17 protein-coding genes are annotated in these 19,996 nt (G+C 61.1%); 9 read left to right on the forward strand and 8 right to left on the reverse strand.

Going from position 1 to position 19,996, the window contains the following annotated elements:
- The first annotated feature begins 83 nt into the window (after window positions 1-83).
- The 3 genes from PZN02_RS21515 to PZN02_RS21525 all read left to right on the forward strand — a co-directional run bounded on the left by PZN02_RS21515 (window position 84) and on the right by PZN02_RS21525 (window position 3,545).
- Complete coding sequence (locus PZN02_RS21515) at window positions 84-2,942, forward strand: PAS domain S-box protein (RefSeq protein WP_280662704.1); 2,859 nt, start codon at window positions 84-86, stop codon at window positions 2,940-2,942.
- Window positions 2,939-3,304, forward strand: coding sequence for a response regulator (locus tag PZN02_RS21520; protein WP_280662705.1), 366 nt, complete (start codon window positions 2,939-2,941; stop codon window positions 3,302-3,304). The genes PZN02_RS21515 and PZN02_RS21520 overlap by 4 nt, the downstream gene beginning before the upstream one ends.
- A 67-nt stretch (window positions 3,305-3,371) precedes the next feature.
- Entirely contained in the window at window positions 3,372-3,545 is a 174-nt protein-coding gene (locus PZN02_RS21525) for a hypothetical protein (protein WP_280662706.1), read from the forward strand.
- A gap of 36 nt (window positions 3,546-3,581) precedes the next feature.
- Here the strand turns inward: PZN02_RS21525 and PZN02_RS21530 are convergent, their stop codons facing one another.
- Entirely contained in the window at window positions 3,582-4,805 is a 1,224-nt protein-coding gene (locus PZN02_RS21530; RefSeq protein ID WP_280662707.1) for an MFS transporter, read from the reverse strand.
- Window positions 4,806-4,921: 116 nt separating this feature from the next.
- Here PZN02_RS21530 and PZN02_RS21535 point away from each other — a divergent pair, with 116 nt between their 5' ends.
- Window positions 4,922-5,542 (forward strand): TetR/AcrR family transcriptional regulator, encoded by a 621-nt coding sequence (locus tag PZN02_RS21535; RefSeq protein WP_280663326.1) that lies wholly within the window; start codon window positions 4,922-4,924, stop codon window positions 5,540-5,542.
- Window positions 5,543-5,596: 54 nt separating this feature from the next.
- Here PZN02_RS21535 and PZN02_RS21540 read toward each other — a convergent pair whose 3' ends face one another.
- The gene (locus tag PZN02_RS21540; protein ID WP_280662708.1) at window positions 5,597-6,286 is read right to left on the reverse strand and encodes an alpha/beta fold hydrolase; all 690 of its coding nucleotides are present in this window, start codon (window positions 6,284-6,286) and stop codon (window positions 5,597-5,599) included.
- 235 nt (window positions 6,287-6,521) lie between these two features.
- The gene (locus PZN02_RS21545) at window positions 6,522-6,773 is read right to left on the reverse strand and encodes a helix-turn-helix domain-containing protein (RefSeq protein WP_280662709.1); all 252 of its coding nucleotides are present in this window, start codon (window positions 6,771-6,773) and stop codon (window positions 6,522-6,524) included.
- A 624-nt stretch (window positions 6,774-7,397) separates the two neighbouring features.
- Here PZN02_RS21545 and PZN02_RS21550 point away from each other — a divergent pair.
- Complete coding sequence (locus PZN02_RS21550; protein ID WP_280662710.1) at window positions 7,398-9,209, forward strand: ABC transporter ATP-binding protein/permease; 1,812 nt, start codon at window positions 7,398-7,400, stop codon at window positions 9,207-9,209.
- Between the two features lie 166 nt (window positions 9,210-9,375).
- Here the strand turns inward: PZN02_RS21550 and queE are convergent, their stop codons facing one another.
- The 3 genes from queE to queC are packed head-to-tail and all read right to left on the reverse strand — an operon-like array spanning window position 9,376 to window position 11,173.
- Window positions 9,376-10,113, reverse strand: a complete 738-nt coding sequence (queE, locus tag PZN02_RS21555) for a 7-carboxy-7-deazaguanine synthase QueE (RefSeq protein ID WP_280662711.1) — start codon at window positions 10,111-10,113, stop codon at window positions 9,376-9,378.
- Window positions 10,110-10,466, reverse strand: a complete 357-nt coding sequence (queD, locus tag PZN02_RS21560; RefSeq protein ID WP_280662712.1) for a 6-carboxytetrahydropterin synthase QueD — start codon at window positions 10,464-10,466, stop codon at window positions 10,110-10,112. Before queD ends, queE begins: the two co-directional genes overlap by 4 nt.
- On the reverse strand, window positions 10,466-11,173 hold the full coding sequence (queC, locus tag PZN02_RS21565; protein ID WP_280662713.1) for a 7-cyano-7-deazaguanine synthase QueC: 708 nt from the start codon (window positions 11,171-11,173) through the stop codon (window positions 10,466-10,468). The genes queD and queC overlap by 1 nt, the downstream gene beginning before the upstream one ends.
- Window positions 11,174-11,519: 346 nt before the next feature.
- Here queC and paoA point away from each other — a divergent pair, with 346 nt between their 5' ends.
- From paoA to paoC, 3 genes are read left to right on the forward strand one after another with little or no spacing between them, the layout of a single operon-like run.
- A complete protein-coding gene (paoA, locus tag PZN02_RS21570) occupies window positions 11,520-12,155 on the forward strand; it encodes an aldehyde dehydrogenase iron-sulfur subunit PaoA (protein WP_280662714.1) in 636 nt (211 codons plus the stop codon).
- The gene (locus tag PZN02_RS21575) at window positions 12,152-13,102 is read left to right on the forward strand and encodes an FAD binding domain-containing protein (RefSeq protein ID WP_280662715.1); all 951 of its coding nucleotides are present in this window, start codon (window positions 12,152-12,154) and stop codon (window positions 13,100-13,102) included. The genes paoA and PZN02_RS21575 overlap by 4 nt, the downstream gene beginning before the upstream one ends.
- A 4-nt stretch (window positions 13,103-13,106) precedes the next feature.
- Window positions 13,107-15,308: an aldehyde oxidoreductase molybdenum-binding subunit PaoC gene (gene paoC, locus PZN02_RS21580; RefSeq protein WP_280662716.1), complete on the forward strand. Its 2,202-nt coding sequence runs from the start codon at window positions 13,107-13,109 to the stop codon at window positions 15,306-15,308.
- A 163-nt stretch (window positions 15,309-15,471) separates the two neighbouring features.
- Here the strand turns inward: paoC and PZN02_RS21585 are convergent, their stop codons facing one another.
- The gene (locus PZN02_RS21585) at window positions 15,472-17,664 is read right to left on the reverse strand and encodes a putative bifunctional diguanylate cyclase/phosphodiesterase (protein ID WP_280662717.1); all 2,193 of its coding nucleotides are present in this window, start codon (window positions 17,662-17,664) and stop codon (window positions 15,472-15,474) included.
- 295 nt (window positions 17,665-17,959) lie between these two features.
- Window positions 17,960-19,213, reverse strand: coding sequence for a pilus assembly protein TadG-related protein (locus PZN02_RS21590; protein WP_280662718.1), 1,254 nt, complete (start codon window positions 19,211-19,213; stop codon window positions 17,960-17,962).
- A 232-nt stretch (window positions 19,214-19,445) separates the two neighbouring features.
- On the opposite strand from PZN02_RS21590, the gene PZN02_RS21595 reads away from it, so the two are divergent.
- Window positions 19,446-19,958 (forward strand): A24 family peptidase, encoded by a 513-nt coding sequence (locus PZN02_RS21595; RefSeq protein WP_280662719.1) that lies wholly within the window; start codon window positions 19,446-19,448, stop codon window positions 19,956-19,958.
- Window positions 19,959-19,996 lie beyond the last annotated feature (38 nt).

Below are 19,996 nucleotides of genomic sequence, written 5' to 3' on the forward strand. Positions count from 1 at the left end.
AGGCAGGTGGAGCGCGTGCCTCTCAGGAACAAACCTGCCCGTGCCGCGTTTCCCGGGGTCAGCGAGCGCTTGCGGAGGGACCTATGTGCAGCGCGGAGGCTCTGCCGAAAAATTTGGAGAGCAAGATCAATGCCTTGGATTCGCCGGATTTTCGGGCGGTGCTGGACGCATTGCCTGTGGCGGTCTACGCCACGGACCGAGAGGGGATCATAACCTACTTCAATCAGGCGGCTGCGGATCTCGCCGGCAGGGAGCCCAAACTCGGCAAGGATCGTTGGTGCGTCAGTTGGGAGCTGCGTCGCGCGGACGGGTCAATTCTGCCCCATGACGAGTGTCCGATGGCCCAGACGCTCAAGGAAGGGCGAGCGATCAGGGGGCGTGGGATTGTGGCTGTGCGGCCGGATGGAACGATGGTTCCGATCCTTCCCTACCCGACACCGATCTTTGACAAGTCGGGAATGATGACGGGGGCGATCAATCTCCTTGTCGATATCGGCGGCGGGCTGTTCGGGCATGATGAACCCGGCGTATTTTCCGAGGAATCCGAGGATGCCGTCGATGCGCTCGCTGCACACGCAGCAACAGCGATCGACAACGCACATTCGTTACTCGCCAGCCAGCATGACGCTGAATGCCGCCGAAGGGCTGAACAGGATTCCAGGTATCTCGCAGCGATCGTCGAGTCCTCCGACGATGCCATCATCAGCAAGGACCTGAACAGCATCGTCACCAGTTGGAACAAGGGAGCCGAGCGCCTGTTTGGGTACACCGCCGATGAAATGATCGGGAAGCCGATCACCATTCTTATACCGCCCGGTCATGAGGATGAGGAGCCTCACATCCTCGATCGCATCCGCAATGGAGTGCGTATCGATCACTACGAAACGAAGCGTCAGCGCAAGGACGGAAGCCTTGTGGATATCTCACTTACGATTTCGCCCGTTCGTGACGCCACAGGCCGCATAATCGGCGCCTCGAAAATCGCCCGCAACATCACGGAACGCAAGCAAGCCGAAGAGACAATGGAAGCGCGGCTGCGCGAGCAGGCTTCGCTCTACCGCCTCACTGAAAAGCTTCATCGCGCCAAGGGCATTGAAGAGGCCTACGACGCGGCGTTGGATGCAATCAGAGCGGCGCTCAACTGCAGTCGCGCGTCGATTCTGTTGTTCGACCAGTCCGATACGATGCGCTTCGTGGCCTGGAGCGGATTGTCAGAACATTACCGTCATGCCGTCGACGGCCATTCTCCGTGGACTCCGGACGCACGTGATCCGGACCCCATCTTCGTTGAAGACGTGACTGGAGCCGACCTTTCCGACGATCTCAGAGCGACAATCGCATCGGAAGGCATTGCCGCACTCGGGTTCATTCCCTTGATTACCGGAGGACGGCTGATCGGCAAGTTCATGGCGTATTACGACATGCCCCATGTGTTCAGCGAGACGGAGATCGGCCTCGCGCTGACAATCGCGCGACAGCTCGGCTTCAGTATCCAACGCTTACGAGCCGAACGGGCAAGGCACCTCGCGGAGGAGCAACTACGACGCAACGAGGCGAACGAACGGGCACGCGCAGCCGAACTGCAGGCTATTATGGAGGCGGTTCCGGCCCCCATCTGGATAACACGAACGGCTGACTGCCGTGTCATCGAAGGTAACCGAAGCGCCTACGAGTTGCTCCACCTGCCACCAGGTTCGAACCTCTCGTTTTCGGCGCCCCCTGAAGAGCGGCCATCCGGGTTTCAGATTTTCTCGGCGGGCAGGATGCTATCGGCCGATGAACTGCCCGTGCAGCGCGCCGCACGCGGAGAAGATGTCGAAAACTTCGAAGAGGAGATCCGGTTCGTAGATGGTAAATCGCGCCATCTCCTCGGCAACGCGACCCCGTTGCGAAACGCCCTTGGGGAAATAACGGGCGCCGTGGCAGCCTTCATCGACATCACGGAGCGCAAGCAGACAGAAGAAGCCCTTCGAGAAAGCGAGCGCCGGCTGAAAATGGCTCTGGATGCCGGGCGGATGGGCGCCTGGGAGTGGAACTTGCAGAGCGGCAGAGTGATCTGGTCACCCGGGCTGGAAGCGCTTCATCATCTCGAGCCGGGAACGTTCGGGGGGACGCTTGCCGATTTCAAGCGTGGTATTCATCCGGCCGATCTTCCGGCCGTCGAACAGGCAATCGAAAAGGCCCTTGCGACCCGCGAGGACTATCATGTCACCTACCGCATGCGCCTTCCCGACGGGGCGATACGCTGGATGGAAGCCTTTGGCCGGTTCTCTTCCTCAGACAGCGCGGCGGGTGAGCGTCTGGCTGGCATTTGCATGGACATCACCGAGCGAAAGGAGGCTGAGGCGCAGAGGGACCTGCTTGTCGCTGAACTCAGCCACCGCGTGAAAAACACGCTGGCCACCGTCAACTCGATCGCACGGCAGTCATTTTCGACGAACCCGGACGCCCACGATGCGCAGCGATCGTTCGATGCCCGCATCCGGGCTTTGGCACAAGCACATACCCGTCTTGCGGAAGCCAGGTGGTCGGGAGTCTCCCTTGAGACCATATTCTCCGACGAGTTGGCTCCCTATCGCAACGAGGACATGGACAACATCTCCCTCGACGGCCCGCCAACGACCCTGCCACCCAGACATGCCCTGACCCTCGGTATGGCCGCGCATGAACTTGCCACCAATGCCGCCAAGCACGGCGCGCTTTCCGTAAAGGCCGGTCGTGTAAGTGTCGATTGGGCTGTCGACCCGACTGAGAACCGGCTTTGCATCCGCTGGTGCGAGACAGGGGGCCCCCCCGTATCGCCGCCAAGCCACAACGGTTTCGGCCGCTTGCTTCTCGAACGGGTCCTCGCTTCCGACCTGGGCGGTGATGTCCGCCTGGAGTTTGCGTCACAAGGGCTGAACTGCACGATCGACGTGCCCTATCTCAGGGGTGCCGAATGACGGAGTCCGGGGGATGCCGGGTTTTCGTCGTCGAAGACGAATTCCTGGTGGCATTGCAGATCGAGGACGACCTCGTTGCAGCCGGCTACGTCGTCGTGGGCCCTTTCACGACGTTACAGGGATCGATCACCGCGTCACGCGAACAGAAATTCGAAGTCGCCACTCTGGACCTGAATCTACGCGGCGAGTTCGTCTATCCACTCGTTGATGAACTGCTCGAGCGCGGCGTGCCCGTCCTGCTGCTGACGGGCTATACGGCGGCAGATTTACCGGAGCGGTTTCGTGCATTGCCTCGCCTGGCAAAACCGTTCGACGGTCCCGAACTGATCAGACAAGTCGAAAGCCTTCTGGCCGCGAGGTGACACCGGCTCCTACGGCGAAAGCTCGCCCTCGTCCAGACGCGCAACAATCGCCGGTGAAAGTCCGGCCATGTCCAGCCACGTCATGCAGGTCCCGACCGGCGACCTTGCAAGCCTTGCACGCGCGCCCCGCTTCTCCGTGAATGCCGGCGCCCATCCCCACCTCGTCTTCGGCCAGTACTCGTGGAGACAAACGGCGGCAGCATGTCGCGCTGCAACGCGCGACATGCTGCTTCTGTTTTGAATAACCGCCGTAAGGTCATCGGTGAGTTGAGCTCTCCTACTCTGCGGGTTGGGGCAGCGTGTCCGCTGTAGCTTCTATTCGGCCTCCGGCCAGTATTCCTTGACCCAATGCGATGATCGCCACGGACGCCACGCCAGCGGCTACGGATACGAAGAAGCCGTTTTGCGCGCCGAAATTATCGACTACCCAGCCCGCGACGAAGGCCCCGAGCGCCATGCCGATTCCAATGCCCGTCATCACCCATGTAACGCCCTCGGTCAGCATTGATTCCGGAACCTGGCGCTCGATCAAGCCAAAGGCCGTGATGAAGGTCGGCGAGATGGCGATGCCGCTGACGAAGACGGCGACAGTCAGAAGCGGTACCGTATCGGCAATAAGCAGCGGTAGGGCCGTCACCGCAAGGACACTGACCGCGATCAGCAATTGCCTGTGCAGCGGCATCCTGGGGTTCAGGGCCCCGATGACCAGCCCGACGACGAACGACCCGATCGCGTAGACGCCGATGACCAGGCTTGCGGCATTTGCCTGCCCAAGCTCTTTCGTGATTGCAACGGCACTGACTTCCGCCGTAGCAAACATCGAGCCGACGAATACCAGTGCGAGCGTTATGATCTGCACCGGTCGCAGCCGAATTGCCGATGCTTGGGAAACGCCTTGCTCCAGAGGACGCACTTTCGGTTCAGTCGAGCGCTGCAGGACGAAAGCAGCAGTTCCGATCGCGAGGAGAATGGTGCTGACCAGCATCCCGGCTTCCGGAAACAGCGCGACCGCCAACCCGACCGAGAGCGACGCGCCAGCGATGTAAACCAGTTCGTCCGCTGCCGACTCAAAGGCAAAGGCCGTGTTCAACTCAGGACGGTCACGGAATATCTCCGTCCAGCGCGCCCGCAACATCGCCGGGATGCTTGGCATCACCCCCGCGAAAAAGGCCGACGCGAACAACGCCCACGCTGGCCAATCCTGGTTCGCTCCCATCATGAGAGCAACAAAAGCCAGGACCGAGACCACTGTGGTCGGCGCTATGACTGTCGATTGGCCGAGCCGATCAACCAGCCGCGAGATTTGAGGAGATGCGAGCGCATTCGTGAGGGCGAACGTTGCTGAAACCGCGCCCGCGATCCAATATTCCCCGTGTGTCTGCGACAGCATGGCGACAATGCCGATCGGTGCCATGGCAATAGGCAAGCGCGCGAAAAAGCCCGCGGCGGAGAAGCCTTTCGCGCCCCGCACCCTGAATATTTCTCTGTAAGGATTAGACATGAGGTGTTCCTTCGTCATCAGGACGCCCTACTTACATACGTGGCGTATGTGGACAGTAGTTGCATACGCCACGTATGTCAAATAAAATACGCGTCGTATGTGAAGAAGGAGAATCCATGAGCAAGCCGCGCCCGGAAATGATCGCCGAGACACGCGCGAAGTTGCTTGCCGCGGCCCGGCACGCCTTCGGGACGGTAGGCTATGCGCAATCCTCAATGGATGATTTCACCGCTGGCGCGGGATTGACGCGGGGCGCGCTCTATCACCACTTCGGAGACAAAAAAGGGCTGCTGCAGGCGGTGATTCAAGAGATGGATGCCGAGATGACGGCGCGGTTGAACAGCGTCTCGTCACAGGCGCCGACGCGCTGGCAGGGGTTCGTCGACGAGTGCGTGGCCTATATTCAGATGGCGCTCGAGCCCGAAATTCAACGAATCATGTTTCGCGACGGCCCCGCCGTCCTCGGAGACATATCCCAATGGCCAAGCACCAACGGCTGTATCGCAGCGCTCAGTCGGAGCCTGAGCCAACTCAAGGCGGACGGAGCGATTGTCGAAGTCGATGAGGAAGCGACTGCGCGCTTGATCAACGGCGCCAGCAGCCACGCCGCCTTGTGGATCGCCAACTCGGAGGACCCGCAGGAAACATCAAAAAGGGCGGTGGAGGCCTTCCGCGCATTGCTCGAGCGACTGAAGAAGCCTGATAGAGACACGGCCAAGGCGCGCGCGACGATTTAACAACAGGACCTTGACCGGGACCCTCGCCTAGCCGCCGACGCATTTTCTCGCCACTTATTGAGCCAATCGACCCTGCAGCCAGCGTGCCAGGATCGCCGCAAGCTCCTCGGGCGCTTCCATGGGGATCATATGCCCGGCCTCGACCAACTCCATGACCGCGCCAGGGATGCCATCGCGCAGTTCTTCGGCCTCCTCGATGCTGCGGAGGCGGTCCTGTGTTCCTGCCACGATCAGCGTGGCGCAGCGGATCTCGCTCAGGCGTTCAAGATCGCCATCGCGGCGAAACATTGTCTGCTGCCGAAAAACTCTGCCACCGAGGCGAACGCTCATCGCATGGATCCGATCGATCAATTCAACATCGTTCTCTCGATCCGGGTGAACAGAGGTGCGGAGGGAAGCACGGCTAAGCCCCCGGAATGTGGCAGGATCGAAAGCGGAGGCCGCCGACCTGCGCCGATCTTGAATTTCGCCGTCACCTCGCGCAGAGGTAGCGATCAGCACGAGGGACGATATCCGCCGTGGTGCGAGCCGTACCATCTCCCGCGCGACGTAACCTCCCATGGAGAAACCGACGAGCACGAACTGCTCTGGTGCGTCAATCAGTGCCTGTCTCGCCATTTCCTCAATCGACTGCGCCCGCGTCGGATCGACATGGACGATTTGGCCGCTCGTCGGCAACCGACGGAGCATGTCCGACCACAGTTCGCGGTCAGTCATGAACCCGGGGACAAGGACGATGTTCATCCGTTCGGTTCTTTCAAGTGGGATGACTGCTCGACCTGCACGGCCTCCGGACTTTTGAGAGGAACATCCGACAGGGCACTGAAAGGAAAGGCTGGGAAAGAACGTCGGTGCTTAACCACCCGCCGCGCTGCGTGGGCTCGATAAGGGCCGGAATTACCTGAATAAAGTCAATAGCATGCAGAGAACTTCAAGACCTTCCGACCGGTCCGCACGGCGGGACCGGTCGGCTTGTCCGTCAAATTTCCACGGTCAAGAAGTCCGATAGCGGCAGTTGCAACGCGGATGCGATACGCTTCAGCTTTGCCGGATTGGTATCCAGGCCGCTTTCAATGTCACTGATTTCGACGTTGGCGAGGCCACAAGTAACAGCAAGGTCCTCGATGCTGTAGCCGACAGCCTCACGAGCGGCCCGGACGCGGGCAGCCACGTCGTTGCTGACGACGGCAGCGGCTTGCTTATTGTTAAAACTTTCGAGTGAAATGGACATAAATGTCTCCTTCTCTGGGCATTGAATTTTTGTAAATTCGATGTGAAGGGGCGACGCGCGGCTTGGCGACGGCGGTAACGTTTTATGTCATCAATGTAACATAGACAAGCCACCATACCGCGAAACGCGCTGCGACGGGCTCGCCCTGCATAATCAAATCCGAATGCAATCACACTTTGGACCTCGTTATGAGCGCTCACGGAGTTTCCAACATCCTGGGGCGAGATCCTTGTTCCTGTCCTTAAAACCAGTTCCCAGCGGGCGCCGTTGGCCATAGACTGGGACTCATGAGGGTTTTCAGTTTCGCTGCATTTCAGCACGTCCAGATCTTCAGTGGCATATTTGCTTTGCACAGGCTGCTGCTCGACAAGGAAACGCGACATCGCGACGGCAGCAACGAGGCCGGATATCTCGGTTCTCCACTGAACAGACAGTTGCCGTCGATCCCTGTAACCGGCTCAGCCGGTTGGACACGGCACCCGGCGGAATTGTTTCCGTCGCCGAGCCAAGCGCGGCCGCAAGATCCCCCAATCCGATGGTGGTACCCCGCTTTGGACGATAGCCCCACCTGAGGCACCCGAACGACTTTGGTGGATTGCCCTTTCTGAAGGGAAGGAACTGAAGATGACGAATCAAGCCGGAGCGAACGCAGCCCCCAGACCCCCGGGCGCGGAGAGCACGACCCTCCGAGACCAGTTCGACATGATGCGCCACGCCTTCATGGCGTCCCCGCTGCTGAAGACAATCCTATGGCTTACGACCGGCAGCTTCGCGATCATCATCGCGACAGCAATCGGACAGATCATCCTCAACCGTTGGAACCGGCCTTTTTTTGACGCGATCGAGCGGCGCGATCTCGACGCCTTTTTCTATCAGCTCTTATTGTTTGTCGCCATCGCCGGTGGCCTGCTGGTGCTCAATGTCACGCAGCAATGGCTTAACCAGATGGTGCGATTGAAGCTGCGCGAGGGGCTGACGCTCGACCTGATCAACGAATGGATGCGGCCGCTGCGCGCCTTCCGGCTTGCCAACTCCGGCGCAATGGGCATCAATCCGGACCAGAGAATGCAGGAAGACGCCGGGCATCTTGCCGATCTCACCACGGACCTCGGTTTCGGCCTTCTGCAGTCGTCCATCCTGCTCATATCTTTCGTGAGCGTTCTCTGGGCGCTGTCGGCGGGCTTTGTTTTCCACATCGGTGGCTACTCGCTCGAGATCCCGGGCTACATGGTCTGGGCAGCGATCCTTTACGCCGGCTCGGCATCCTGGCTGAGTTGGCTTGTCGGGCGGCGGCTGATCGTCTTGAATGGTGACCGCTACGGACGCGAAGCGGAACTGCGTTTCTCGCTGATGCATGTCAGCGAACATATCGACGCCATATCGCTCGCCGGCGGCGAGACCGGCGAGCGGCGGCGTCTGGAGCTCGATCTCGCGACCGTGCTCGGCGCCATGCGCAACATCTTCCGTGCCCAGATCAATCTTGCCTGGGTCCAGGACGGCTATGGCTGGGTCACGGTCGTCGCGCCGATCCTGGTCGCCGCGCCCGTCTATTTCGCCGGCGAAATCAGCTTCGGCGGCCTGATGATGGCCGTCGGCGCCTTCAACCAGGTTCATACATCGCTCAAATGGTTCGTCGCAAATATCAGCGCCATCGCCGACTGGCGGGCGACGCTTCTGCGCGTCGCGGCCTTCCGTCGCGCGCTGATCATGACCGACGTCCTGCACGACGCGGAAAAACGGATCGAGTTCGTCGAGAATGACACAAACAAGCTGACCTTCGACAATCTCGAGGTCGCGTCGTCGAGCGGGCGCACCAGGCTTTCCGAACCGCATATCGAGATCGGCGCGGGTCAGCGCGTGGTGATCAGCGGCGACCCCCGCGCAGGAAAGACGCTGCTCTTCCGGGCGCTCGCAAGGCTTTGGCCCTGGGGCAGCGGGCGCGTCGGGTTGCCGGCTGGCGAGATGGTCGCGTTCATCCCGCGCTCCCCCTATTTCCCGCGGGGCAAACTGCGCAACGCGCTTTCCTATCCGCGTGCCGGTGACTTCTCGGATGCGAGCCTTGTTGCGGCACTTTCGAAAGTCGGGCTTGATCAGTTGACCACGCTGCTCGATCGTGAAGCGCGCTGGGAGCGCGAACTCAGCGATGACGAACAACGTTCACTCGCCTTCGCACGGCTTGTTCTCCATCGGCCGCGTTGGGTGATCATCGATGAGGCGCTCGAGACGATGGATGGGGAAGCGATGAAGCTGGCCCTATCCATCTTCGAGGACGACCTCCGCGATACGGCCGTCGTCAAAATTGGCCGTACGCCGAGGAATGGACCACTGTTCTCCCGTGTCATCCATCTCGTGAAGGACGCCGAAGGCCCCGTGCTGAAACCCATTCACCTTGGCGGTAGTGTGCACGAGAAGGAACTCGCGGCGAGCGCGCCTTGACGTCGGTACGGCTTCAGCCGGTGCGGCGGTGTATGCGCCGACGCCACGCCGGAACTGCCTACAGCGCCGCGCGTCTTATCAGACGCGCAAAGCACGCTGTAGCACTTGCTGCATGTTGTTATCCTTGAGTCGGCGACGATTTAAGGAAACATGCAATAGAATTGCTTCAGACGCCGCGCTTGTTGCCCCAGAGCAGGACATGCAGTTGCGGCAGGACACGCGCCTCGAACCAGCGGTCCTCGGTAACCTTGGCGACCAGCCAGAGCATGCGCTCCATTATGCCGTCGATGTCGATTGCCGCATCGTCGTCATCGGGGGGCGGCGGTGTGTGGTTGCCGGGTTGCAGATAGACGGGCAGTTGCGGATAACGCGCGGCCGCGGCCCGGGCATAGGCATAATCCGCCTCGTCGAATACGACGATCTTCAGCACGGTTTGCGGCCTGCCCTCAGACACCCGCAGACACGCGTCGAATGCCTGCCAATCCGTTTCCATCGCGCTCGACGGCGGCTTCGGGCTCAACACCAACACGTCGAGATCGGCAAACCAGTCCCTGGCAACCGACCCCTGCGTTTCGAGGGCAAAACGATAGCCTTGGCGATGGCCGCGATCGATGAGTTCGCCAAGCGGTTGGATGGCCGGATTGCCGCCTGAGAGCGAAACCATGAGCGGCTCTCCGCCTGAGAGCCGCACGACCTCCTGCCAGACATCTTCCGTGGACATCGCCTTCCATTCGTCGCGATAGCGGCTATCGACTGCATGCAGGCTGTCGCACCAGGAGCAGCGATAATCGCACCCACCAGTCCTGACAAAGACGGTTGGCAGGCCGATCAGCACGCCTTCACCTTGTATCGTCGGCCCGAAGATCTCGCTGACGCGGATCTCGGCGGATCTGTCGGAGGTCATGGCCGGTATTCCGCCCAGGTCTTCGCCGTTTCGCTGACGCGCACCGCGGTCGTCTCCGGAAGCCGCGCCTTGCACCAGTCGTAGAAGTGCTGCGCCAGACATTCCGCCGTCACCCGGTCGTGGCCGAGAACGTCGTTGAGATGCCGGTGATCGAAGGCTTCGTCGATATAAGACTTCAACGGCGCGAGCTCATGATAGTCGCGAACAAAACCGTGTTCGTTCAATGTCTTGGCCGAAAGCTCGACCTCGACGACATAGTTATGCCCGTGCAGCCGGGCGCACTGATGCTCGGGCGGCAGGCTCGTCAGTTGATGCGACGCGGAGAAATGGAATTCCTTGGTGATGCGGAACATTATTTCACCTCCTCGGCGGAAAAGCCTGTAGCCGCAGCCCAGAAATGCGGATCCTCGTATTCCGTCGGATCCTCGACGCCCGCCAGATGAAAGGCTTCGCGTCGTTCGACGCAGGTGCCGCAGCGGCCGCAATGGCGCACGCCGCCCTTGTAGCAGGACCAGGTGTCGGCGAAAGGCGTTCCGTTTCTCGTCCCGTCCGCAACGATCTCAGCCTTGGAGACGTTGACGTAAGGCGCATAGAGCGTGACGTCGGCATAGCCTTCCAGCGCGTGGCCCTGCATTGTCTGGAACGCGTCGATGAATCCCGGCCGACAGTCGGGATAGATGAAGTGGTCGCCACCATGTACGGCGGTCGCCACCGCATCAGCCTTGCGGGCCGCGGCAACGCCGAAGGCGATCGCGAGCATGATGGCGTTGCGGTTCGGCACGACCGTTACCCTCATGGTTTCCTCGGCGTAATGTCCGTCCGGCACGTCGACATCGTCGGTCAATGCCGTACCGCTCAGGTGGCGGCCGATCTCGCGGATATCGATAATCTGGTGAGGGACGACGAGACGTTCGGCGCAGGCGGCGGCGAAATCCAGTTCCTTGCGATGCCGTTGGCCATAATCGAACGACAGCAGGCCGACAAGCTCGTGTTCCGCCGCGACCTTGTGCGCAAGCGAAACGGAATCCAATCCGCCGGAGCAGATCACTATGGTTTTCATGACAGGTGTCCTTGTTTTGACCGGGTAGGCTGCGACCGGAGTTTTACCTGCGCGTTCTTTAGGCCAAACGGCGCGCCTTGTGAATACCCTACCTACGGCCACGGAGGCGACCGAGCGGTCGCATGAGCGGACGACCCCCGGTGCTTTGCTGCGGTCACAGCTCGGTATTTATCGAGCCAGTCAATAAGGGCTATCGGCCGACGGCTACTAATCGCATCCATCCAGCGCCCTAGCTGACTCGGACGGACAGGCGGAAGTTTCCGCCAGTTCCGCTGTTTGGCGTTCGCGGGCCCTGGGACAGGCGCACCGTCCTTGACCTTTTCATCATCGAGAACTGGAGCTGGATATGCAAAGTCCTGGCGCACTTGAAATCTCGCGGCGCGACCTGCTGGTCGCCTCTGCTGCTACCGTCACGGTGGCGAGCACGCCTTCGCTCAGCCACTCCCAGACAGATGCCCCCGCCGCATCGCAAAGCACGAAAATCTCCTTTACGGTGAATGGCGAGCGCCGGGAGCTTCAGCTCGACAACCGAACGACGTTGCTCGACGCACTCCGGGAGCATCTGCATCTCACCGGCACAAAGAAGGGATGCGACCACGGACAGTGCGGCGCGTGCACCGTCCTCATCGACGGGCGCCGCGTCAACGCCTGTCTGACGCTCGCCGTCATGCATGAGGGCGATAGCATCACGACGATCGAGGGCTTGGGCCAGCCCGGCAGCCTCCATCCGATGCAGGCCGCCTTCGTCGAGCATGACGGTTTCCAGTGTGGCTACTGCACGCCCGGCCAGATCTGTTCCTCCGTCGCCATGCTTGAGGAGATCAAGGCCAATGTTCCGAGCCATGTGACGGGCGATCTACTCGCGCCCGCCGAGGTCACGCCCGTCGAGATCCGGGAGCGCATGAGCGGCAATATCTGTCGATGCGGCGCCTATTCGAACATCGTGGAAGCCATCACCGAAGTTGCGGGGAGGAAGGCATGAGAGCTTTCAGCTATGAGCGTGCCTCCACGATCGAAGCGGCTGCAAAGGCCGCCGCCGGCACAGACGGCGCGAGGTTCATCGCCGGCGGCACCAATCTCCTGGACCTGATGAAGTTCGAGATCGAGACGCCCACGCATCTGATCGACGTCAACAGACTGGGTCTGGACAAGATCGAATCGACGCCGGAAGGCGGTCTCAGGATCGGCGCCCTCGTCCGCAATACCGATCTTGCCGCCGACGAGCGGATCCGCCGAGACTACGCGGTCCTGGCACGGGCCCTGCTCGCCGGAGCATCGGGACAGTTGCGCAACAGGGCAACTACAGCCGGCAACCTGCTGCAACGGACGCGCTGCCCTTATTTCTACGACACCAACCAGCCCTGCAACAAAAGGCAGCCCGGCAGCGGCTGCGCGGCGCTTGGCGGCTTCAGCCGCCAGCTTGCGGTCGTCGGTGTCAGCGATGCCTGTATCGCGAACCACCCGAGCGATATGGCGGTCGCCATGCGCGCCCTCGACGCGATTGTGGAAACGGTCCGCTCCGACGGCACTACGCGCAGCATCCCGATTGCCGATCTCCATCGCCTTCCGGGTGACACGCCGCACATCGAGCACGTCCTCGAGCGGGGCGAACTGATCACAGCGGTCGTCCTGCCGCAGCCGGTAGGCGGCAAGCACATCTACCGGAAGGTTCGTGATCGCGCCTCCTACGCCTTCGCGCTGGTCTCCATCGCTGCGGTGGTGCTGCCGGACGGGGCCGGCCGCGTCGCGGTCGGCGGCGTCGCGCCCAAACCCTGGCGCGACGAGGCGGCCGAGCGAGAACTTCCGAACGGAGCAAAGGCGGTCACCGCCAGGCTTCTCGCGAACGCCCGCCCGACGGACCAGAACGCCTTCAAGGTGGCGCTCGTCGAACGCACGCTGAGCGCCGTTCTTGCCGAAGCGAGGGGATGAGAAAATGAGATTCGACAAACCTGCAACGATGAACCCGATTGACCAAGGTAAGGTCGTCGGCCAACCCATCCACCGCATCGACGGTCCGCTCAAGACAACCGGCCGCGCGGTCTATGCCTACGAATGGCATGATCCGAACACGCGCTACATCTATGGCTATGTCGTAGGCTCGGCGATCGCCAAGGGCCGGATCGCGTCCATCGACGTCTCCGCCGCAAAACAGGCGCCCGGCGTGATCGCGGTCGTCACCTCCGACGACGTCGGGGAACTGAAGAAGGGCAAGTACAACACCGCCAAGCTCTTCGGCGGCACCGAGATCCAGCACTACCACCAGGCGATCGCGGTGGTGGTCGCGGAAACTTTCGAAGAGGCCCGCGCTGCCGCCGCGCTCGTCAAGGTCGACTATGCCGAGCAGAAGGGCGTCTTCGATCTGGAGGCGGCGAAGGACACTGCGGTCAAGCCGAAGGACGGCGAACCGGATTCCGCCGTGGGCGACTTCGATGCCGCCTTCGAGACCGCAGCCGTCAGGTTCGACCAGACCTACACCACGCCGGATCAATCGCATGCGATGATGGAGCCGCACGCCTCCATTGCCGCCTGGAACGGCGATGAACTCACGGTCTGGACCTCGAGCCAGATGATCGACTGGTGGCGGACCGATCTCGCGACGACCCTCGGGATCGACAGGGAGAAAGTCCACATCATGTCGCCCTTCATCGGCGGCGGTTTCGGCAGCAAGCTGTTTTTGCGTGCAGACGCGGTGCTGGCGGCGCTTGCCGCGCGCGAAGCCAAGCGTCCGGTGAAGGTCGCCCTGCCCCGCCCCTTCCTGATAAACAACACGACACACCGTCCAGCGACGATCCAGAGGATCCGCATCGGCGCGGAGCGTGATGGCAGGATCACGGCGATTGCGCATGAGAGCTGGTCGGGCGATCTCCCGGGCGGAGGCCCCGAAGTGGCCGTTCAGCAGACGCGGTTGCTTTATGCCGGCGCGAACCGGATGACCGCCACGCGGCTTGCCACTCTCGATCTGCCGGAAGGAAACGCCATGCGCGCTCCGGGCGAAGCGCCGGGCATGATGGCCCTGGAAATCGCGATCGACGAGATGGCCGAAAGGCTCGGCCTCGACCCGGTCGAGTTCCGGGTCATCAACGACACGCAGGTCGATCCTGAGAATCCCGAGAGACCATTCTCGCACCGCGATCTTGTCGGCTGTCTTCGCACCGGCGCGGAGCGCTTCGGCTGGCACGACCGGAACAAGCAGCCCGGCACGCGGCGCGAGGGGAACTGGCTGGTCGGCATGGGGGTGGCCTCGGCCTTCCGCAACAACCTCTTGTTGCCCTCCGGAGCCCGCGTCCGCCTCGACCGCGAGGGCATCGTCACGGTGGAGACCGACATGACCGACATCGGCACGGGCAGCTACACGATCATCGCCCAGACTGCCGCGGAAATGCTCGGCGTCCCAGTTGACAAGGTTGCCGTCAGCCTCGCCGACTCCCGCTTCCCTGTTTCATCGGGCTCGGGCGGGCAATTCGGGGGAAACTGCTCCACGGCAGGGGTCTACGCAGCCTGCGTCAAACTGCGGGAGGCGGTGGCTCAGAAGCTCGGCTTCAACAGCCCCGATGAACTGACCTTCGCCGAGGGCGAAGTCCGCGCCGGCGACCGGCGCATGCCACTTGCGCAAGCAGCAAGCGATGAACCGCTCGCGGCAGAGGACCGCATCGAGTTCGGCGATCTCGACAAGACCCATCAACAGTCCACCTTCGGTGCCCATTTTGTCGAGGTCGGAGTCGATGTTGCGACTGGTGAGACGCGAATCCGGCGAATGCTGGCGACCTGCGGCGCCGGTCGCATCCTCAATCCGATCACCGCACGCAGTCAGGTGATCGGAGCGATGACTATGGGCGTCGGCGGGGCTTTGTCGGAAGAGCTCGTCGTCGACAAGGAGCGCGGGTTTTTCGTCAACCACGACCTCGCCGCCTACGAGGTACCGGTGCACGCCGACATCCCGCACCAGGAGGTCATCTTCCTCGACGAGACCGATCCGATGTCGTCGCCGATGAAGGCCAAGGGGATCGCCGAGCTCGGCCTGTGCGGCGTTGCCGCGGCCGTCGCGAACGCCATTTATAATGCGACCGGCATAAGGGTACGGGAATATCCGATCACGCTGGACAAGCTGATCAACGAGCTCCCGGAAGTCAGCTAGAGCAATTCCAGGAAAAGTGTGTAACGGTTTTCCGTCCGGAATTGCGTAGTTTCAAAGAGTTAGATCATTTCACTGTTTCAATGAAACAATGAAATGATCTAGCCTACGGCGCCTGACGACGCCTCAGAAAGCTTCTTGCCGGGGTTTGGATAGTCTTTTCTGCTCAGGAAGAGGTTCTTTTAGTTCTCTCGGTGCCAAGAAGTTCGCGAAGTGAATTCTTCGACATTGGCACTGCCAAATGGAAACCCTGCAACTCGTCGCAGCCAAGATTGCGCAGGATCTCGCTCTGCTCTTCGGTCTCCACGCCTTCAGCCGTCGTGCGCAGGCCTTTCGCATGTGCGACGCCAACAATGGACCGCACGATCGCCACGCCACCATCAGGCCTGTCAAACGCTTGGACGAAAGAGCGATCTATCTTGATCCGATCGACCTCCAAGCGCTGCAATCGGCCAAATGAAGAGAAGCCCGTTCCGAAATCGTCGAGTGCGAACTTCACGCCGAACTCGCGCAGCGCCGTGATGTTCTTTTCGCAGACGCCGGCTTCGTCGAGGAGAGCTGTTTCGGTGATCTCAAGCTCCAGTCTCGACGGCTCAATCCCGAACTGCCGCAGCTGCGAGAAAACTTGAGCAGCATAATGTCGCTGTCCAAGCTCGACCGCGGAGACGTTCACTGCAATATCGAGGTCCGGAAACTCACGCGCGGTAGAACAGGCTTCCTTCAGTACGAAGGCTCCGAGCCGATCGATAAGGCCGGAAGTCTCCGCAAGCGGAATGAAGACTTCCGGAGCTATGGCGCCTTTGTTTGGGTGCCACCAGCGAATGAGAGCTTCAAGCGCGCTTATCTCGTGGGACGCGGCGGAATAGACGGGTTGGTAGAAGACTTCGAGCTGATTGCCTGCTTCCAGCGCCGCTCGCAGATCCTGTTCCAGATCCCGCCTTGTCCTGATCAGTTCGTCCATATGGGGGCCAAAGATTGCGTATCGGTTCCGCCCGGACGTTTTTGCGTGATAAAGCGCGATATCGGCCTTCCGCGTAATCTCTACGGGATCGGCATCATTCCCCTTCGTAACTGCAACCCCTATCGAAAGCCCGATAAGAACGGGCTGTCCGTCTATCTCGAAAGGCCTACGGACCGCAGCGATCAGAGAGTCGCAGAGTTTCTCCACCTCGTCCTGGCGCGAGTGCTCGACCACAATGGTAAACTCATCGCCACCAATCCTGGAAATAACTGCAGCACCAGCCGTGGTTTCCTTCAGTCGCTTCGCGACTTCGATCATCAGCCGATCGCCGACGGGATGGCCGAGCGTGTCGTTCACTTGCTTAAAGCGATCGAGGTCGAGGTACAGAAGAGCGTTGGTTTGGTCGGCTGTCGACGCAGCGACCACACGCGCAAGCAACTGATTGAAAGACGCACGGTTCGCGAGGCCGGTCAGCGGATCGTGAAGCGCCAGGTGGTTGAGCTCAGCTTGGCTTTGCTGCAGGCGTCTCGACCGCTTGCGCAATATCATGCTCAGCGCACCTGTGAGCGCGAAAAGACAGAATGCGGCGACCAGAAGAACCGGTGCCGTGGCTTTCGCCACATCGGCACCGGGTCTGAACGGCAACCAGGAGAAATATCCGATCGTTTCACCAGAAGACGACACGATTGGCGCATAGGATCGCTCCTGGCCAAGGTTCGGCACAACAGAAAAGCGAACGTCTTCAAAAACATAGTCCTCACCGAGATGAGTAAGGAAATCGCCGTCGAGGAAACGGACGGCTACGTGAAGAAACTCCCCGCCGGGCTCCTGCACGATATTACCGGTGTCCGACACTATCGGCTTCACGCTGACGATCGCCGGCCGGCCGCCGAGGCGAACCAAATCGCTCTCCCCGATCGACAGCACCTGCTCGCTTGTTCCTGCCTCGTCGCCTTCTGCAAGCCTCTTCTGCAACTTGGCGATGAGTGGCATTGCCTCAGGTGCTATGTTTCTGAAAGCGCTCTGCTCGTTGGCCTCTCCGACAAGGAACGCGTATAGCGGCTTACGATCCGGGCTGACCAGGAACGCGCCGTCATGTCGGAAATAGCTGTGCATCCAGCTACCGAGGTTGGAGTCGATCCACTCACGATCCCATTCCTTCGACACTTTCCTGACTGCATCATCCCAGACGGTGACACTCTCCTGATCGTGGGCGATGCTGTATTGCATCTTGGAAATGACAAGCTCGATGAGTTGCTGCTGGCGTGCGACTGCCACAGCGTCGGACTGCTGAGTTGACCAACGGACAGCCAAATACACGCCACTCATTAGAGTCATCGCGACTACCAAAGGCAGCATCGACTTGAAAACCGCGATGTTGCCAACCGAGAATCTCATCGGCGCTCCTCCCAGGAGGCTTTCTTATTGATCGGCATCACGCTTTCCAAGCGCCGTAAGCTCCCGCGGGTCTAAATTTTGACGGATAGATTGGTCGGGCGCCTGGCGCGGGGTTCCTGTTGCGGGTTGCTCGGAGAGCGAGCGGGTGCGATTGAGCCCGGGATCGACGTAGCGTGGAAAGCTTACCCTCAGGGGGCGGAGCGGCCCCTGAGGCCGCGCGGAACCAAGATCACTGCCCGGATGTATTTGCTTCATCCAACGGACCGATCACGTGATCCCAGCCGTGTCAGGCATGCTACTCGATCAGCGAGACCGTTCGGCCTACCAAGATCTCGTCAGTCGGCGAGGCGCAGGTTTCCATCGTCGAATTGCCCGTAAACGTGATCTGGTCCGCTACGATCTGTGTGCACCCTCCGGACACAGTAGAGTTGCCGGTAAAATCGATACGGCCGGTGGGCATGTACAGGTTTCCGTCCAGAGTCGATTCGGAATTACCCGTCACCTGATGAATCACACCCGTGCCCTGGCGGCTGGCAAAGAAAAGCAGGCCGGCAAAGGGGCCGCTAGTCGGGGCGGACAGGTCAATGTCGCCGTTGCCGAGCAAATTCGCCGCGGCTCCGTTGGTGAAGAACAAGGTGACGCCTTCACCGGAGAGCTTTGCCCCCGCGGTGACCGTGAAGCCGCCGCCGTCTATGATGTATAGGCCCGGCTTCAGTGTGATCGTACCCTTGATCTCCAGCCCGCCGCAGAGCCTGATTGCCTCGGTCCCGTTTGCAAGCCGGTCGAAAGTGTAGGTGGAATTCGAGATATAGGCGAGCGTTCGACAGGGAAGCTGCTGGATGTGCAACTTGTCGGGCTCCGCGACGGACGCAAAAGGATCCGCCGTCGGCGGCACCCGTTCGACGGGTTCGCTGCAGCCGGTAAGGCTCAGGCGTGTCGTCGTAACGGCCTCGCCGACGGTGTAGACGCAGTCTGTCGACATCATTGCGCTGCCATTCTTCATCAGGAACGCGTCGGCTGCACTCGAATTGGAGACCACGCTGCAGCCGGACAAGCGAACTTCCGTCGAGCCGGTAACAGTTACCGCGCCCGACGCCGAGTTCGACAGCGCAAGCACGCAAGCCTTCGAGCCCCCCTTGATTTCGGCGACGGCGCGCGCCTTCATCGTGACGGGTTCGTCGCCGAAGACGGACGAAAAAAGGCGTGGATGCGTCTCGGTCAACTCGACCGCGAGCTTGCTGGATCCCCCAAGGCCGTGCTGCGTGCTGACGGTGAGGCTGCCGGGGATGTAGCCGGACGCACTCGCGATCCTGCGGGCAGTGGCTTCGAGCGCGCCTTGCTGATCTCCAGCCCGAAAGCGCACGGCAGCGGCGTGTGCCGATACGTCGGCCGCGTGCTGCAGCTTACGCTTTTCCAGGAACCAATAGCCCGTCTCGGCCCCGAGCCCCATCGCACCGACGAGAACAGGAAACGCGATCGCAGCGATGACGGCGACCGTACCACCTTCGTCTTTCATGAATCGACGTGTGCCGGCGCGCCGCCGTGGCATCGGCCTTTCCGCGTCGACCGTGTCGTTTCTCCCGCACATTCCTCTGTCCAATACTCGAGTTTCGGGGGCGGACGATATATGCCGCGCACATCGTTGGCGATTCGGCCAAGTGGCCTAGTCCGGGCCGCAGGCCTTTGGCTCCTCACGCGTAGGCCATCAGGTCGAATGGCTATTGCGCGGCTCAAGGGGCACATTCGCGACACTTCCAATCGGCGCACGAAAGGCATCGAACATGATCTCGACATCCGCAGCTTGGCTCGCAATCTTCCTCTTTGCAGGAACGATGACCTATGCCGGAATCAAGGATGTGGCCACGATGACCATATCGAACCGCCTGGTGCTCGCACTGGCGGTTTCCTTTGCCGTTCTCGCGCCCGCAGCCGGCCTGGGCGTAGCCACGATCTCTTCGAGCATTCTCATCGGCTCCGGCATACTGATCTGCACCTTTGCGCTTTTTTCCCTTGGCTGGATCGGCGGCGGCGACGCAAAGCTCTTGCCCGTGGCCGTGCTCTGGCTTGGGTCCGACCTCGCGCTCGACTTCATCCTTTACACGGCCGTGATCGGCGCGGCCCTGACGCTTGCGCTCCTTCAGTTCCGGCGCATGCCCCTGCCGGTGGTCCTGCAGAAGAAGGCCTGGTCCGCTCGCCTGCACGCGCCGGAGACGGGTATTCCCTACGGGGCGGCGATGGCGCCGGCGGCGCTTCTGCTGCTGCCGGAAAGCCATTGGTTCCCCGCTCTTCTCTGACGGCGGCACCAAGCTTCCGTTACTACTTGAAAAGGTTT

This window comes from Sinorhizobium garamanticum (assembly GCF_029892065.1).
In the GTDB taxonomy this organism is placed as follows: Bacteria; Pseudomonadota; Alphaproteobacteria; order Rhizobiales; family Rhizobiaceae; genus Sinorhizobium; species Sinorhizobium garamanticum.

Bases quoted from the DNA above. Each gene is read 5' to 3' on its own strand.
- PZN02_RS21515 (WP_280662704.1), top strand. From the start codon at position 84: ATGTGCAGCGCGGAGGCTCTGCCGAAAAATTTGGAGAGCAAGATCAAT.
- PZN02_RS21520 (WP_280662705.1), top strand. From the start codon at position 2,939: ATGACGGAGTCCGGGGGATGCCGGGTTTTCGTCGTCGAAGACGAATTC.
- PZN02_RS21525 (WP_280662706.1), top strand. From the start codon at position 3,372: ATGTCCAGCCACGTCATGCAGGTCCCGACCGGCGACCTTGCAAGCCTT.
- PZN02_RS21530 (WP_280662707.1), bottom strand. From the start codon at position 4,805: ATGTCTAATCCTTACAGAGAAATATTCAGGGTGCGGGGCGCGAAAGGC.
- PZN02_RS21535 (WP_280663326.1), top strand. From the start codon at position 4,922: ATGAGCAAGCCGCGCCCGGAAATGATCGCCGAGACACGCGCGAAGTTG.
- PZN02_RS21540 (WP_280662708.1), bottom strand. From the start codon at position 6,286: ATGAACATCGTCCTTGTCCCCGGGTTCATGACTGACCGCGAACTGTGG.
- PZN02_RS21545 (WP_280662709.1), bottom strand. From the start codon at position 6,773: ATGTCCATTTCACTCGAAAGTTTTAACAATAAGCAAGCCGCTGCCGTC.
- PZN02_RS21550 (WP_280662710.1), top strand. From the start codon at position 7,398: ATGACGAATCAAGCCGGAGCGAACGCAGCCCCCAGACCCCCGGGCGCG.
- queE (WP_280662711.1), bottom strand. From the start codon at position 10,113: ATGACCTCCGACAGATCCGCCGAGATCCGCGTCAGCGAGATCTTCGGG.
- queD (WP_280662712.1), bottom strand. From the start codon at position 10,466: ATGTTCCGCATCACCAAGGAATTCCATTTCTCCGCGTCGCATCAACTG.
- queC (WP_280662713.1), bottom strand. From the start codon at position 11,173: ATGAAAACCATAGTGATCTGCTCCGGCGGATTGGATTCCGTTTCGCTT.
- paoA (WP_280662714.1), top strand. From the start codon at position 11,520: ATGCAAAGTCCTGGCGCACTTGAAATCTCGCGGCGCGACCTGCTGGTC.
- PZN02_RS21575 (WP_280662715.1), top strand. From the start codon at position 12,152: ATGAGAGCTTTCAGCTATGAGCGTGCCTCCACGATCGAAGCGGCTGCA.
- paoC (WP_280662716.1), top strand. From the start codon at position 13,107: ATGAGATTCGACAAACCTGCAACGATGAACCCGATTGACCAAGGTAAG.
- PZN02_RS21585 (WP_280662717.1), bottom strand. From the start codon at position 17,664: ATGAGATTCTCGGTTGGCAACATCGCGGTTTTCAAGTCGATGCTGCCT.
- PZN02_RS21590 (WP_280662718.1), bottom strand. From the start codon at position 19,213: ATGCCACGGCGGCGCGCCGGCACACGTCGATTCATGAAAGACGAAGGT.
- PZN02_RS21595 (WP_280662719.1), top strand. From the start codon at position 19,446: ATGATCTCGACATCCGCAGCTTGGCTCGCAATCTTCCTCTTTGCAGGA.